At 60.9% G+C, this 16002-nt stretch carries 11 protein-coding genes; 3 read left to right on the top strand and 8 right to left on the bottom strand.

The window, feature by feature from the left end:
- The first annotated feature begins 28 nt into the window (after window positions 1–28).
- Together AAC126_RS03805 and AAC126_RS03810 are read left to right on the top strand one after the other, a co-directional pair.
- The gene (locus AAC126_RS03805; protein ID WP_339850239.1) at window positions 29–880 is read left to right on the top strand and encodes a phosphatidylcholine/phosphatidylserine synthase; all 852 of its coding nucleotides are present in this window, start codon (window positions 29–31) and stop codon (window positions 878–880) included.
- A gap of 124 nt (window positions 881–1004) precedes the next feature.
- Entirely contained in the window at window positions 1005–1391 is a 387-nt protein-coding gene (locus AAC126_RS03810) for a hypothetical protein (RefSeq protein WP_339850240.1), read from the top strand.
- Between the two features lie 48 nt (window positions 1392–1439).
- Here AAC126_RS03810 and AAC126_RS03815 read toward each other — a convergent pair whose 3' ends face one another.
- From AAC126_RS03815 to AAC126_RS03830, 4 genes are all read right to left on the bottom strand, one after another.
- On the bottom strand, window positions 1440–2174 hold the full coding sequence (locus tag AAC126_RS03815; RefSeq protein ID WP_339850241.1) for a spermidine synthase: 735 nt from the start codon (window positions 2172–2174) through the stop codon (window positions 1440–1442).
- A gap of 63 nt (window positions 2175–2237) precedes the next feature.
- Window positions 2238–3360 (bottom strand): peptide chain release factor 2 gene (prfB, locus tag AAC126_RS03820; protein ID WP_339850244.1). Its coding sequence is split into 2 segments (ribosomal slippage): window positions 2238–3290 and window positions 3292–3360, totalling 1122 coding nucleotides; the frame shifts between segments, so codons are not numbered across the junction.
- A gap of 43 nt (window positions 3361–3403) precedes the next feature.
- Entirely contained in the window at window positions 3404–5845 is a 2442-nt protein-coding gene (locus AAC126_RS03825; RefSeq protein ID WP_339850246.1) for a penicillin-binding protein 1A, read from the bottom strand.
- Window positions 5846–5979: 134 nt separating this feature from the next.
- Window positions 5980–7221, bottom strand: a complete 1242-nt coding sequence (locus tag AAC126_RS03830; protein ID WP_339850248.1) for an N-acetylmuramoyl-L-alanine amidase — start codon at window positions 7219–7221, stop codon at window positions 5980–5982.
- A 568-nt stretch (window positions 7222–7789) separates the two neighbouring features.
- Between AAC126_RS03830 and AAC126_RS03835 the strand changes: the two genes are divergently transcribed.
- A complete protein-coding gene (locus AAC126_RS03835; RefSeq protein WP_339850250.1) occupies window positions 7790–10510 on the top strand; it encodes a ribonuclease E/G in 2721 nt (906 codons plus the stop codon).
- Window positions 10511–10578: 68 nt separating this feature from the next.
- Here the strand turns inward: AAC126_RS03835 and rsmA are convergent, their stop codons facing one another.
- Genes rsmA through lptD form a run of 4 tightly spaced genes read right to left on the bottom strand, consistent with a single transcriptional unit; the run spans window position 10579 to window position 16001 of the window.
- Window positions 10579–11424, bottom strand: coding sequence for a 16S rRNA (adenine(1518)-N(6)/adenine(1519)-N(6))-dimethyltransferase RsmA (gene rsmA / locus AAC126_RS03840; RefSeq protein WP_339850252.1), 846 nt, complete (start codon window positions 11422–11424; stop codon window positions 10579–10581).
- Entirely contained in the window at window positions 11417–12436 is a 1020-nt protein-coding gene (gene pdxA / locus AAC126_RS03845; RefSeq protein ID WP_339850255.1) for a 4-hydroxythreonine-4-phosphate dehydrogenase PdxA, read from the bottom strand. Before pdxA ends, rsmA begins: the two co-directional genes overlap by 8 nt.
- 8 nt (window positions 12437–12444) lie before the next feature.
- Window positions 12445–13728, bottom strand: a complete 1284-nt coding sequence (locus tag AAC126_RS03850; RefSeq protein ID WP_339850257.1) for a peptidylprolyl isomerase — start codon at window positions 13726–13728, stop codon at window positions 12445–12447.
- 56 nt (window positions 13729–13784) lie between these two features.
- Window positions 13785–16001, bottom strand: coding sequence for an LPS assembly protein LptD (gene lptD, locus AAC126_RS03855; RefSeq protein ID WP_339850260.1), 2217 nt, complete (start codon window positions 15999–16001; stop codon window positions 13785–13787).
- Window position 16002 lies beyond the last annotated feature (1 nt).

The following is a 16002-nucleotide window of genomic DNA, read 5'->3' on the forward strand; positions in this document are numbered from 1 at the left end:
TCCGACAACTGGACACGGATAAAACACGATGATCAGGGGCAGACGGCGCCGGCTTCCGGTGATTTCCATCAGCAAGCTGATTCCGAACATGATTACGGTCATGGCGCTGTGCGCCGGGCTGTCTGGGGTCCGGTTTGCCCTGAACGAGCAATGGACGCTGGCGGTCGGTGCCATCGCCGTTGCCGCTATCCTCGATACGCTCGACGGCAGCATGGCGCGGCTCCTGAAGGGGCAGAGCAAGTTCGGCGCCGAGCTCGACTCGCTGGGTGACTTCATCAGCTTCGGTGTCTCGCCTGCGCTGATCCTGTTCCTCTGGTCCACCCAGGAGCTGAAGAGTTTCGGCTGGATGGCGGCGCTGTTCTTCGCCACCTGCATGGCGCTGCGTCTGGCCCGCTTCAACACCAAGACAGACGACCCGACCCTGCCGCCCTTCACCTACCGGTTCTTTACCGGTGTTCCGGCCCCGGCTGCCGCCGGGCTTGGCCTGCTGCCGCTGATCCTGAGCTTCGAGGTGGATTTCAGCTACCTGCACCAGCCGCATATTCTGGCTGTCTGGCAGGTTGTCATCGGTTTGCTGATGGTCTCTCAGGTCCCGACCTATTCTTTCAAGGGCGCCCGGGTGCCGCAGAAACTGGTGCTGCCGCTGCTGATCGTGGTCGGTGGCTGCGTCGCCTGGCTGGTCAGCGCGCCCTGGCAGTTCTTCTCCGCGCTGCTGTTCGCCTATCTCGCCTCTTTGCCGCTCAGCTACCGGTCCTACCTGCGCCTGCAGCGCAAGGTGGATGTCGAGACGGATGAGAGTGCGGTGGAGACGGATACCCAGCCAGCCTCCAGCCCGGACGATAACGTGACCCCTTTCGGCAAGACCAAAGGCGATAATTGACCCGTTTCGCTCGGATTAAAGACGCGCAATCTGTCCGGTGGATACATGTCGTGCGCTATTGATCGAGCGGCATGATTTTTGCCTGTTTTTCTCGCATGAGTAATTGTTGCGAGGGGACGGAGACATGACGACTTCCATCATTTCATCTGAAAATAATACGGCACCTGCAAACCTGCACACCGAACCTGGAAAAACGCGTGCTTCAGAATCTGAGAAAGCGTTTTCCGATCTGGTGACAGGTCTGGAGGCCCATGCGATGTATCCGGGCTGGGTCGGCGAGTACCTGCCGAAAGTCAACGTGCTGAACAATCCGGACTCGACCCGGGTTGGGTATTTCGCATGGGAAAGCAGCTTCCGCTGGGAGCACAGGCAAGAGCTTGAGGAATATGGCGGAAAGCTCAAGCAGTTCTATGCGGAGGCACCGACAGAGGATGAATTCAAACAGGCAATAGATAACGATCCGCGCATGCTTGATTTGATGGATATCCTCGAGATCAGACGGTCCCGCTGAAGAGGCTTCAAGACTGCCTGTTATCGAGCGATTTGCGTGATCCTGATCCTATATGCGCTCGTTCGGGACCGCAGTCCGCGCAAGATAGACCGTCTGCGTGAAGGGGAGGTCCTGCAGCGGGTTGTGGAAGGTTACCGGTTCGGCCCAGGCCTCGGCGAACACCTCTGAAAGTCTTTCGGTAAAGGCCGGGTCGGGTTTGTCGTTCGACCAGAGGCCGAAGATGCCGCCAGGTTTGAGGTGGGCGGCCAGCGCTCCGAGGCCTTCGGGGCCATAGAAGCTGGCGCTGCGATCATCGAGCAGGGCTTCCGGCGAGTGATCGATATCCACCAGAATGGCATCGAAGCGGCGGCCGGGGGCGTCTGGGTCGAAGCCGGCCGTGCTGGCCGCTCCGGCGAAGAAGTCTCCCTGGACCAGCGTGCAGCGGGAATCGTCAGCGACCTCTGTGCCGAGTGGCAGCAGCCCGGCGCGGTGCCAGTCGATCACCGCCTCCAGCATATCCACGACGAGCAGCGAGCCGACGCTGTCATGCTCCAGGACAGCGTCGGCGGTGTAGCCGAGGCCGAGGCCGCCAACCAGGATATCGAGTTTGTCACCGGTGAGTGCTGCGAGCCCCAGCTCGGCAAGGGCGATCTCCGATGCCGTGAACAGGCTCGACATCAGATGCTCGTCCCCGAGCATGATCTCGAAGACATCGACCCCGAGCGACAGCTCGCGCCGCCGCCGGAGGCTGATGGGACCGATCGGCGTGGGCCGGTAGTCCAGTTCCTCGAAATACAGGCTCATAAATACAGATTCATGGGGCTCGCGAACTTTCTTGAAGGCAGGGTTCTGCCTGATGTGACCGGCCTAATTCGGCGTGTTGGCGTTTCCGTCTCCCAGCTTCTGGGCCAGAGAGGCTTCCAGGAACTGGTCGATATCGCCGTCCAGCACAGCTTGCGTCGCGGAAGTCTCCACGTTGGTTCGCAGGTCCTTCACCATCTGATAGGGCTGCAGCACGTAGGAGCGGATCTGGTAGCCCCAGCCGATATCGGATTTCCCCGCCTCGACCTCGGTTGCCTCATCCTCGCGCCGTTGCAGTTCCGCTTCGTAGAGACGCGCTTTCAGCATGTCCATGGCGGTTGCCCGGTTGCGGTGCTGCGAGCGGTCGTTCTGGCACTGCGCGACAATGCCCGTCGGGATATGCGTGATGCGGACGGCCGAATCGGTCCGGTTGACGTGCTGGCCACCGGCGCCTGATGCCCGGTAGGTATCGATCCTGATATCCTTGTCCTCGATCACGATCTCGATGCTGTCATCGATCACGGGATAGACCCAGATGCTGGAAAAGCTCGTATGGCGGCGCGCGGCGCTGTCATAGGGCGAAATCCGGACCAGGCGATGCACGCCGCTCTCGGTCTTCAGCCAGCCATAGGCATTGTGTCCGCTGACCTTGATGGTGGAGGATTTCAGCCCGGCTTCTTCACCGGCACTTTCCTCCAGCCAGTCGACCTTGTAGCCGTGGCTCTCGCACCAGCGCGTATACATGCGGAGCAGCATCGATGCCCAGTCCTGGGCCTCCGTGCCGCCGGCACCTGCATGCACTTCTAGGTAACAGTCGAAACCATCCGCCTCGCCGGAGAGCAGGCTCTCGATCTGGCGCTTCTCGCAGACTTCCTTCAGCCCGAAGATCGTCGCCTCTGCTTCGGCAACAATATCGGCATCCTCCTCCATCTCACCCAGTTCGATGAGTTCGATGGCGTCGGCGAGGTCCTGTTCGAGTTGCTTGACGTCGTTCAGGTTTTTCTCGAGCTGGGTCCGTTCGCGCATCAGTTTCTGTGCGCGGTCGGCATCGTCCCAGAGCCCCTGATCTTCGACGAGGGCGTTCAGTTCCGATAGGCGGACATGGGAAACATCCCAGTCAAAGATGCCTCCTCAGCAGCTCTATCGACTGCTTGATCTCTTCGGCTGTTGCGGTGATCTCGGCACGCATGGCCGACGCACTCCCTGATTGGATTGGAAAGAGGTGGGCGCTCTTAATATAGCCCGGAGCCGCGTCCCGCAACCGGGGCCGTGTTGCCGGGGCCGGCGGAGCCCCATCCGGCGGTGTCGCCGCCGAACACGATCTCGCTCTCGCCGGTCGGCTCGGTGCCGCTCTTGAAGCTCTCGACCATGACGTCCCGGTCGCCAGGCTGGGCCAGGGCACCGGTCGCGACATTGATCCGGACCTTTCGTATGCCCGGCGGAATCCGGAACGGGATGGAAGGCTGGTCGGCCAGCGCCTTCTCCATGAAATGCTTGAACAGGGGCGCGGCGACATTGGAGCCGGTATCCCGGGGGCCGAGTGTCCTGGGCTGGTCGAATCCGACAAAGGCGCCGACCGCGAGGTCGGGCGTGAATCCGACGAACCAGGTATCGACATTGTCGTTCGTGGTGCCGGTCTTGCCGGCGAGGGGCTTGCCAATGGTGGAGATGCGCCGGCCGGTGCCGCGCTGCACGACGCCCTCAAGCATGCTGACCAGCTGATATGTCGAAGCGGGGTCGGAAACCTGCTCGCGGGTGTCGGGGATGCCCGGTACCGGCTCCATCCGCCAGCGCGTGGCAAGGCAGCCGTCACAGTTCCGTGCGTCATGGCGATAGATGGTACGTCCGTTGCGGTCCTGCACCCGGTCGATCAGGGTCGGCTCCACACGCTTGCCGCCATTCACCAGCATGGAATAGGCCGTGGTCAGGCGGAGCAGGGTGGTCTCCCCCGCGCCAAGCGCCATGGAAAGATGCTTCGGCATATCGTCGGAGACACCGAAGCGGCGGGCATAATCCGTGACGAGATCCATGCCGATGGTCTGTGCCAGACGCACGGTCATCAGGTTCCGGGATTTCTCGATACCCAGCCGCATCGGGCTCGGACCGTAGAATTTCTTGGTGTAGTTGGCCGGCTTCCACTTGCCGAGGCCTGCGCCCTGATCGATCACGAAGGGCGCATCCAGTATGCGGGTCGCGGGGGTGAAGCCATTGTCGAGCGCGGCCAGATAAATGAAGGGCTTGAAAGCGGAACCGGGTTGCCGGGAGGCCTGGGTCACCCGGTTGAACTGGCTGTCCTGGAAGCTCCAGCCGCCGCTGAGGGCCAGCACGCGGCCTGTGTGCGGATCCATGGCGACGAGGCCGCCTTCGACATTCGGAACCTGCCGCAAGGTGAAGGTGGCTGCCGGATAGTCCTTGCCGTCGTCGTTCTTGGTGACGGGTTCGACGAAGATCACATCACCCGGCGCCAGAACATCCGACGCTTTCTTCACGCTGCCGCCCAGTCTCTGCTTCTCGTGCCATTCCCGTGCCCAGGTCAATTCGCCCAGGGGAATTTGGCCGAACGAGCCGTCTTCGAAGCCGATCTGTACCTGTTTGTCCTCGGCAATCAGGACAAGAGCCTTGTGCCAGCCGGGAAGCGCCGTTTCAGGCGCCTTGAACGCGCCAAGAGTATCGCCCCAGCCGGCGACGATCTCGATCTTTCCGAGAGGCCCGCGCCAACCATGGCGGCGGTCGTAATGCATCAGTCCCCAATGCAGGGCCTCGTCCGCGAAGCGCTGCAGCTTCGGGTCGAGGGTGGTGCGGACGGAGAGCCCGCCTTCATAGAGGCCGTCCTCACCGAACCGGCCGACCAGCCAGCGCCGGACTTCCTCGGCGAAATAATCCGCCTGGGCGACTTCCGTGATCGTCCGCTCGTGGGTCGTGAGCGGATCTTCCTTCGCGCGTGCGGCGTCTTCGGCCGAGATGAAGCCGTTTTCCTGCATCTGGCCGATCACCCAGTTCCTCCGGGCCATGGCAGCGGCATGGTCGCGGACCGGATGATAGTTGTTCGGGGCTTTGGGCAGTGCGGCCAGATAGGCAGATTCGGCGATGCTCAGCTCGTCCAGGCTTTTGTCGAAATAGTTCAGGGCTGCCGCCGCCACGCCATAGGAGCGCAGGCCCAGATAGATTTCGTTCAGATAGAGTTCGAGGATCCGGTCCTTGCTGATCGCGCGCTCGATACGCAGCGCCAGAATAGCCTCCTTGGCCTTGCGCTCGATGGAGACCTCATTGGTCAGCAGGAAATTCTTTGCCACCTGCTGGGTGATGGTCGAGGCGCCACGAGGACGCCGGTTCTGGGCAAGGTTCCGCACATTGTCGATCACCGCCTTGGCAAGGCCGATGAAGTCGATGCCGGGGTGGGTGTAAAAATTTTTGTCCTCGGCCGAGAGGAAGGCCTTGATGACCCGGCGCGGCATCGCGTCAATGGGAACAAAGACGCGGCGCTGCCGGGCATATTCACTGAGCAGGCGTCCGTCGCCCGCATGCACGCGCGTCATCACAGGCGGCTCGTAATCCGCCAGTTGCTTATAATCCGGCAGTCCGCGGCCGAAATGGTGCAGGCCCCAGAGAACACCGCCCAGAGCGATCAGGCCGCCGAGCAGGACGGTGGAGAAAAGAATTAATACCCAGCGCATTGGCCGTCAGAACTCTCCGGTTGCGCAGCCTTTTGGCTGCAGGACGGCGCACAGTATCACCATCTAATGTGACACGATTGTGCGCTATGTCATGTGGTTCTTGCCCTGATTAACGCTTGAACACGCGATATTGTTCAATTGGCGCGGGCGGCCGACTGCACGAGATCGAAATAATCGTCGATTGCACGGCGCAAAGCGGCGGCGACGCGCTTCAGATGCGCGGTGGAGCGCAGGAGCTTCTCGTCGTGATTGTTCGACAGGAAGCCGAGTTCGACCAGCACCGACGGAATATCGGGGGCTTTCAATACGGCAAATCCGGCGAACCGGTGCGCGGTCTTGAGCAGTTTGACCTCGCCACGCATTTCGCGAACCAGCATGCCGGCAAAGCGGGCGGAGTGGTTCATGGTCTCGCGCTGGGCAAGGTCGATCAGGATGCTGGTGACTTCAGGTGTTTCCGTGCCGAAATCCATGCCGGCGATGATGTCCGACTTGTTTTCGTTGACCGCCAGCAAGTTCGCTTCCTTGTCCGAGGCTTTCTCGGAAAGCGTATAGATGGAGGCGCCGCGCAATTTACGGTTCGGGATCGAGTCCGCGTGCAGGGAGACGAAAAGATCGGCCCCGGCGCGGCGGGCGATGGCGATGCGTTCCCGCAGGCGCAGGAACACGTCCCGGTCCCGGGTCAGCAAGACCTTGTAGCGTCCTGTGCGCTCCAGCTCGCTTTTCAGCACGCGGGCGGCATTCAGGACGATTTGTTTTTCATAAACGCCGGAGACCCCGATGGCGCCGGGATCGACACCGCCATGGCCGGCATCGATCGCGACCAGAATTTTGTCGTTGGCCCGGCGCTGCGGGCGGGTCAGCAGGGGCGGGGCCGTGGGTTTCGGGGCGGTCAGGATCGGGCGCCGCGCGGCCTGTGCCGCTGCCACGGACTTGGCCGATTCCGTAAGAAAAGCAGCCCGGGTCGTCGGCTTCAGATCGAGCACGATGCGGGGGCTCTGGTCGCCTTTGGCCGGAAGCGGGAAGGCGGCCGCGATGGAATAGGGCTGCGCTGTATCGATCACGACGCGGGAGGTGCCGGGGCGGAACAGCCCGAACCGAAATCCCTTGATGGCTTTCGGCCGCCGGTTTTCCGGATGTGCACCGGAGGAAAAGCTGACTTCAGGCAAATCGATGACCACCCTGTAGGGGTCCGCCAGACTGAAAACCTTGAAATCGAGCGGGTTGGAAATATCCATGACGAACCGGATCTTGTCCGGGTGCTGGCCGATACGAATAGCTTCAACCGTCCCGTCGATGGCCATGGCGGATGGAATGGCGCCAAGCATGCCAAACAGGACAAGCAAAAGTGTCGTTATCCGTTTTTTCAATGTCTGCACCGGTCGCGCCCGCTTATGCGTCCATGCCACAATCCTGACCATTTTTAACCATTGCCGATTCGCATTGCAATAAAATCTCTTCAAATCAGTATTTTGAACGATACTTCTTGAGCAAAACATTAATTTCTGCAGGGGTTGAAGGAAATCATTGTTCCGAAAATCCAAAGTGACTATGTTACGCGGGTGCCGGTCCGTAGCGGACAGCGCAGATTTCTGCCCCGTAACTTTCGGAAACGTGGTGCCGGGGCGCCCTAATGGCGCGGGAATGCGCCAACATTCTACACAACGGGACATGTTCCGATCGTGATCCACGCTGGTTCAAATCCGATTATTCCTGCGCAGAGCCGCCTGATGGCTCCGTGTGGTGAGGTCGTGGACGGGCTAATCACAATGGGTCGAGCGGACAGGATCCCTGCTATCGAATGGAAACGCGGCGTTGGTGGCCATTGCGCCCTTACCCCCGTTTCGCTCTCAGAGAACATGCCCGCGGACGCGGCGCCTTTACGCATCGGAAGACTGAATTCCGGCGTACGGCGCGCGATACGCGTGGCCCAGGAGTCTACTTTTAATGTCAAAAAGCATGTTGATCGACGCCACACAGGCGGAAGAGACCCGAGTGGTCCTTCTGAGTGGCAATCGTGTCGAAGATTTCGACTTCGAGACAGAATCCCGCAAGCAGCTTAAGGGAAATATTTATCTCGCCCGGGTCACCCGGGTCGAGCCTTCACTGCAAGCGGCTTTCGTTGAGTATGGCGGGAATCGTCACGGCTTCCTCGCCTTCAGCGAAATCCACCCCGATTATTACCGGATCCCTGTCGAGGATCGCGAAGCTCTGCTCGCCGAAGAGCGTGCGGAAGATGCGGTGGCACAAGCTGCCGCCGAGGATGCCCCGGCCACAACGCCTGAAGAGCGCGCTGAAGCCCGAGCCCATAATGATGACGATGACGATGAAGACGGTGGCGCGCCTGCCCCGGCTCCGGAAAGCATTGGCGGAGACGATACCGACGGCGACGACGACGATGTCCGTCCGCGGAAAAATCTGAGCCGCCGCTATAAAATCCAGGAAGTCGTCACCCGCCGCCAGATCATGCTGGTGCAGGTGGTCAAGGAAGAGCGCGGCAATAAAGGCGCTGCGCTCACCACTTACCTGTCGCTCGCCGGCCGTTATTGCGTATTGATGCCGAACACCGCGCGTGGTGGCGGCGTATCCCGCAAGATCACCAATATCGCCGACCGCAAGCGCCTGAAGCAGATCGTTGAAGGTCTCGAGGTGCCGGAAGGCATGGCTGTGATCGTCCGCACGGCCGGTAGCCAGCGGACCAAGACCGAGATCAAGCGTGACTATGAATATCTGCTTCGGCTCTGGGATCAGATCCGCGAGAAGACGCTGACCTCCTCGGCGCCTTGCCTGATCTACGAGGAAGCGAACCTGATCAAACGCTCGATCCGCGACCTCTATACGCGTGATATCGACGAAGTTCTGGTCGAGGGCGAGGACGGTTACCGGATCGCTAAGGACTTCATGCGGACCCTGGTGCCGAGCCACGCCAAACGTGTGCAGCCCTACAAGGAGCAGACGGTTCCGCTGTTCCATCGCTACCAGATCGAAGGCCAGCTCGACGCCATCCATAATCCGGTGGTGCAGCTCAAGTCCGGTGGCTACCTGGTGATGAGCCAGACGGAGGCGCTGGTCGCCATCGATGTGAACTCCGGCCGCGCCACGCGTGAGCGGAACATCGAGGAAACCGCGCTGAAGACGAACCTCGAGGCGGCGGACGAAGTCGCGCGCCAGCTTCGGCTGCGCGACATGGCCGGTCTCGTGGTGATCGATTTCATCGACATGGACGAGCCGCGCAACCAGCATGCCGTCGAACGGCGCATGAAGGATGCGATGAAGAACGACCGGGCGCGTATCCAGCTCGGCCGGATCAGTCATTTCGGCCTGATGGAACTGTCCCGTCAGCGGTTGCGCCCGAGCGTTTTCGAAGCTTCGACCCAGGTCTGCGTTCAGTGCGCCGGCAGCGGCCGTGTCCGGTCCACGGACTCGACGGCCCTGCATGTGCTGCGCGCGATTGAGGAAGAAGGCATCAAGCAGAAGGCCAACGAGATTGCGGTCTACGTGCCCTCCGAAGTCGGCTTCTACATCCTGAACAAGAAGCGGGATGCGCTGGCCACTATCGAGGAGCGTTATGGTTTCCGCGTCTTCCTGGAAGCCGATGACAGTCTCGTGCCGCCTGATATGCGGATTGAGCGCATGCTGCCGAAAGCCGCCAGCGAGCGCATTGATCTCGCGGCTCCGATCGTTGCTCCGCACGTCGAAGAAGACGATGAGGATATCGAGATCGAGGCGGATGCCGAGGTCGAGACGGAAGAGCGTGACGAGGAGCGCCGTCCCAAGCGGTCCCGCCGCCGCCGCCGCCGTGGTGGTGACAAGCGCGCTGCAGAGCAGCAGGATCAGGGCGAGAGCGTCTCCGAAGAAGCAGAAGAATCGGAAGAGAGCGGCGAGAGTAACGCCGCTGCTGCCGATGGTGACGCTGTAGCCGGTGATGATGAGGACGGCAACAAGAAGCGCCGCCGCCGCGGCAAGCGCGGAGGTCGCCGCCGGTCACGTCGTGGCAATGGTGAAGAAGGCGTTGCGGCAAACGAGAATGGCGAGGGCACGGAGCAGACAGACGACGCTGCTTTGGAAAGCCAGAATAGCCAGGCGGCGCCTGCCGAGCAGAACGAGAACGAGCAGCAGACCGGGGTTCCGGTCGCTGCCGATGCTCCGCAGGTGACTGAGGAAGCTCCGGCCGAGGTCAAGGAAGTGGCGTCTGATGCCACGCCGGCTGAAGCCGAAGCAGAGGCACCGGCCGTTGCGGAAGAAAAGCCGAAGCGCAAGCCGCGTGTTCGCCGCAAGAAGGCCGCCGATGCCGAAGCCGCTCCTGCGGCCGAAAGTGGCGACAAGGCGGACAAGACCGACAAGACCGAAGCAAAGCCGGCGGCAAAACCGCGCCGGCGTAGCCGGGCCAAGAAAGCTGAAACGGTTGAGGCCGTCGAAGCTGTTACGGAAGCACCGAAGGCGGATACGGCTCCGGCCCCGTCTGCTCCTGCTCCTGCTCCTGCCGCTCCGGCGGAAGAGGCCCCGGCCGCGCTTTCTTCCGGAAACGGGTCCGACGCGATCGCTGAAACAGCCCCGGCAGAACCGGAAAAGGCGTCCGATGACGGAAGTAATGTCGTTGAAGTCGAGAGCACGGCAAAAGACGGCAAAACCCGCCGTGGTTGGTGGAACCGCCTTATTCCGTCCTAAGGGATCGTCGATATCATAAGAAAACGGGGCGCCTGTCGGGCGCCCCGTTTTTGTTTCTGGCTGAAACCTTAATTTTGTGCGGCTACCGCTCGGGCAAGGGCGCAAAACTCCTCGACCGTGAGCGTTTCCGGACGGGCTGTCGGGTCAATCCCGATGGCCTCCAGAAGCTCCGTGCCGCCATAGCTCCTGAGCGAGGCCCGCAGCATTTTACGACGTTGCGCGAATGCGGCGGCGGTAACCTGTTCCAGTAGAGCTGGGTCGGCTTCGGCGAGTGGCTTCGGGCGCGGCTTCAGCCGGATCACCTGGGAGGTGATTTTCGGCGCCGGCGTGAAGGCTCGCGGTGGAATGTCGAACAACGGAAAAACTTCCGCACGCCAGCGGGCGGCAATGCTGAGACGTCCATATTGTGGTGTGGACGGGGATGCCGAGATCCGCTCCGCCACTTCCTTCTGGAACATCAGGGTGAAGCTTTCAAAGGCTTCGGCCCGCTTCAGCCAGCTCAACAGCATGGGCGTGCCGACATTATAGGGTAGGTTCGCTATCACCCGGCGCGGGGCATCGCCCAGAGTGGTGATGTCGATGTCCATCGCGTCGGCCTCGATGATCTCCAGCCGCCCGTCAGCGGCATCCACGAGGTCTTGCAAGGCTTCTATGGAACGGCGGTCTCGCTCTATGGCGATGACCTTCCGGGCTCCCTCCAGCAACAGGGCACGGGTCAGGCCGCCAGGGCCGGGACCGATCTCGATGCAGGTGCCTTCACCGAGGTTCCCGGCGGCCCGGGCAATGCGCCGGGTGAGGTTGAGATCGAAGAGAAAATTCTGGCCGAGAGATTTGCGGGCCGAAAGCTGGTAACGCGCGATGATGTCGCGCAGCGGCGGCAGGGCCTCGACGGCGGCGATGATCGGGTCAGTCATTATGGGCCGCCCGTGCGCGCGCCATTTCGCCCGCCATCGCGAGAGCGGCAATCATGCTGTCTGCATGGGCCCGGCCGGTACCGGCCAGTTCCAGAGCCGTGCCATGGTCGGGAGATGTCCGGATAAAGGGCAGGCCGAGCGTGGCGTTGACGCCGCCCCAGAAGTCCAGCGTCTTGATCGGGATCAGCGCCTGATCGTGATACATGCAGATTGCCGCATCGTAAGTCTTGCGCGCTTCGGCATGAAACATCGTGTCGGCGGATAGCGGACCGAAAGCCGCTATGCCTTCCGCTTTCAAAGCTTCCACGGCGGGAGCGACAATGTCGCGGTCTTCGGTCCCAATGGTTCCGTCCTCTCCGGCATGAGGGTTAAGCCCGGCGATGGCCAGCCGGGGAGTTTTGCAGCCAAAGTCCCGCCTCAACGCTTCGGCGGTGATCCGTGCCCTGGTGACGATCATCCCGGTCGTGAGCGTCTCCGCAACCCGAGCAAGAGGAATATGGATCGTGACCGGAACAACGCGGATCTGTGGTGCGGCAAGCATCATGACCGGCGTTACATCGGGGCCGGCCAGTGCCGCCAGAAATTCTGTATGACCGGGATATTTGAAACCGGCTTCGTAAAGCACGCTTTTCTGGATTGGGTTGGTCACGATCGCGGCGGAACGTCCTGCGCGCGTGAACTCAACGGCTTGCTCGATTGCCGTGATAACGGCGCCGCCATTCGCCGGGTTCAGCTTTCCGGGGACTGGCGGGACGGGAAAGGTTATGGGCAGAACGGGAAGGGCGCGCTCAAAGACGGACGCGGCATCTTCCGGCTTGTCTATGGCCTTGATCGGTACGTCCTCCCCGACCAGGCGTGCAAGTCTGGCCAGACGCTCGGGATCGTCCAGCAGGAAGAACGGAGAGAGGCGGTTACGGGCGGAAGCCCACGCCTTGAGGGTGATCTCGGCACCGGCTCCCGCAGGCTCTCCCGGGGTGACGGCGAGGGGAGGGATACGGGCTTCTGTTTTCATGGCCCGGCCTAGATACGCGTATCTATGAATGCGTCCCGGCGGATGTCGCGCAGATAGCGTTGGGCAAAGGTCTCGAACTTGACGGCGCGCAGCCTGTCCGCGATTTCATCACGCCCGGGCAGGTCGCTTTCCGGCTCTTCTCGGGCGCATACCATGATGGTGCTGAAGCCGGATGGCAGACGTACGGGCTCGGAGAGCTCGCCAGTTTTGAGGTTGATCACGGCATCACGCATCAGGGGGGACAATTCGCCGACCTCCAATGTTCCGAGATCGGTCGCCGCCGGTGATTTCAGTTCGGTCGCAAGCGCATCCATATCCTCGCAGCTTTGTGCGGTTTCCGAAACGGCACTGGCGATGCTCTTCTGACTGGCTTCGGCTTCCGGGCTGGAGTTCGGCGGAATCGGTATGAAGACCTGTTTCAGGGTGACCTTGGCCTTTTCCGGGCTGGGGGCGCTCAGGATGCGCCGTTCTGTCAGCTGAATAATTTGATATCCGAAGATCGTCTTGATCGGATCACTGATTTCTCCGGGTGCCAGGCTGTCGACGACGGCCGCGATCTCATCGCCAAGCTGCTCTTTTGTTGTCCAGCCGATATCGCCGCCTGTCGCCGCTGTGGCGCCCTGGGAGAATTCACGCGCGATGGCGTCGAACTCGGCACCGGAGCGCAGTTGAGTGACAAGCCGTTCCGCGACCTCTTCCTCATTGACGGACGGATTGTTCGAATCGAGGAGGATTTCGCGGATACGGTATTGCGGCTCGCCCCTGTTGCGCTCCAGCCGGTTCAGGGCGTCGTCAATTTCATCGATCGTGACTTCGACGGTGCTTTGGAAGCGGCGGCGTACGAGTTTTACCCAGGCAATGTCGGCCCGCATTTGGTCCAGCACCGTCTGGCTCGAGATGCCCTGGCTGTCGAGAAAACGGTCGAACGATCCGGGGGCCAGCTTATTGCGCTGTTCCATTGACCGCTTGGCGCGTTCAAGCTCGTCTGGGCTCACGTCGATTGAAAGCCGTTTGGATTCCTGAAGCTTCAGCTTTTCATCCACCAGACTGCGCAGGACTTGTGGCCATATGCGCTGAAAGGTCTGGGCGTTGCGCGGCAGGTTCGAAACAATCATGACCATGCGCACACGGGCGTCGAGATCCCGGACCGAGATGATGTCGTCATTTACAATGGCCGCGATCCTCAGCGCATCCTGCGCGAGAGCCTTTGTGCCGCCGGGACCGGACAGACCTGCCGATATCAGAAATGCCGTGAGGGCGATCCGCAACAGGGCCGGATAATGCCACTTCATGAAACTCAATCCAGGTTTCGCCATTTTGGTTCGATGTCTACCCTTGGTCCGTATCGTCAGTTACTGGCAAAGCTGCCGAGATGCTTGAAGGCAATCTGTAACATGACGGTTTGTTCCGGTTCGATATCGTCGTCTTCCAGCTCGCTTCTTTCATAGACAAGGCCGAATGTGAAGCACTCATCGGCATAAACCAGTCCTGTCGAGGCGATCAGGGTGCGGTTCGCATCGTCCGAGAAGTCCTGAACGATCCGTCCGTTTGCACTCCAGAAATCACTCAATCTCACGGACCCGGAGATATCGAGTTGCTCTCTCTCCAGGAAAGTGGTGTCACCGGCGATGTCGTCGGAATTGGTTCCGTCGTCAAGCAGTACATAGTCTGCGAGGATGGAGAAACGGGGATGCTGATAGCGCATGCCGATCTCGCTGCGGCGCGGGCTGAAATCATCCTTGTCTAGCCGGAAGCGAAGCAGGAAGTCGAATTGATCATTCGGACTGACATGCACGCGGCCGACATAGTCGGAAAGATCGTCTTCCAGGCCGGATCCTACCTCGAAGGGACCGTGTCCGTAGAACTGGTAGCTCTGGCCGAACAGCAGGGACGAAGAGCCGCCGCCATTGCCGTAAATCCCCGTCTTGAAACCGTAATCGACACGGCTGCCGCTGGTCACCAGATCGCTTCCGGTAAACCTGTTCATGCGAAACAGATTGGTATCGTCAAACAGGAAGGACTGGCTGTCTTCGTTTGAGATCTCGTCCGGATTGCCGCCATCAGGTGCCAGTACGAGATTAACGATCGGCTCGACGGTCTGATGGTAATTCTCACTGGCCCGGGCCAGGGGATAGCGCCAGTTCAGCCCCACCTGGGGAAAGAGCCGTCCAGTTTCCCCTTCTTCACCATTCGCAAGGTCGTCCGTCTGGTAAAAGTCGCTGTCGAGCGTGGCGGTGAGGGTGTAGATGTCGCCGGCCGGGGCGATATAGGGCAGGGACCAGCCACTGCGTATGGCGATCTTCCTGCTGTCCGCGCCGGTCTGCCGGGTGAGTGACATGGCCGTTGCATCCAGTTGGAACCGCCCGCCCGCTGAATCCGGCTCGCCGACAAAGTTATATTCGAAAAGCGGGGCGACCGTCGGGGACCTGTCGCTGGAATCGCCGGGGTTGAGGCCCTGGAATTTCAATGCTTCGACGGACGTATAGCTGCGCCCCCTGAAGCCTTCGGTATAGGCCCGGGTGGTCAGGACCTCACGGCTGTCGAGGCGATAGCGCCGCAGATAGGTACGTCCGCTGGCTTGTTCGAGGTCAAAGCCTCCGCGCCATGTCCGGTCAAAATCGAAGCGCCCCTCAAGATCGACACTGCCTTCGAGTTCCTGTTCACCGTTGTCGGCATTGTTGCCCTGCTGGTCGAGATAGCCGCCAGTGCCCTGAAAGTTGATCATGCCACTGGTGAACCGTTGCCGGTATCTGGCCTTCAGGATTCCGCCGTCTTCGGAATAGACGATCGGCATGAGCTCCAGGTCCTTGGACTCGTCAATCACCTGATAGTAGGGCTGGCCATAGATGAAGCCGAGCTCGTTCGAGGTCCCGATCAGTGGAGCGAGGAAGCCGCTGCGCCGGTCCACCGTGGGGTCCGGATGGGCCAGATAGGGCGTGTAAAGTACCGGAATGCCGAACATTTCCAGGGTTGCATCATTGTAAATGATGTCCTTGGCGACCTCATCATGCACGATCTTCCGGGCTTTGATCTGCCAGAGAGGAGCCCGTGACGGATCTTCCTTGCAGCTTTCGCACGGTGTGAAGACGGCGCGGGACAAGACCTTTTGCTGTTCCCTTGTACGGACGCCCCGGTTCGCTGCAAGGCGGGAGCCGTCCGTCATGCGCAGACGAAGGTTATCGATGATGCCGGTCTTCAGCTCGTTATGCAGCTCCGCATAATCGCTGAAGATGACTTCTCCCGTCGGCTCCAGCAGAGAGATATTGCCGGTGGCGATCACGGTGTCTTCACGCTGATTGTAGATGACGCTATCGGCCAGCAGAACGCGATCATTTTGCGAAAGCTCTACATTGCCGCGCGCAGTAATGGTGCCGAGCGTTTCGTCATGGACCAGCTCGTCGGCGACCATCAGCACGGGCCCTTCGCCGATGTCGCGTTCCTGAGCGTGGGCCTGCCGGGCGTCTGGTATCTGGGCACTCAAACAAGCTGCGGCGGCCAGGACATGCCAGCAAAATATGCCGAGATGGCGGCGTGTCCGGTTCCACAAACGAAGGCCCAGGATCATT

The sequence above is a fragment of the uncultured Nisaea sp. genome (genome assembly GCF_963974195.1).
In the GTDB taxonomy this organism is placed as follows: Bacteria; Pseudomonadota; Alphaproteobacteria; order Thalassobaculales; family Thalassobaculaceae; genus Nisaea.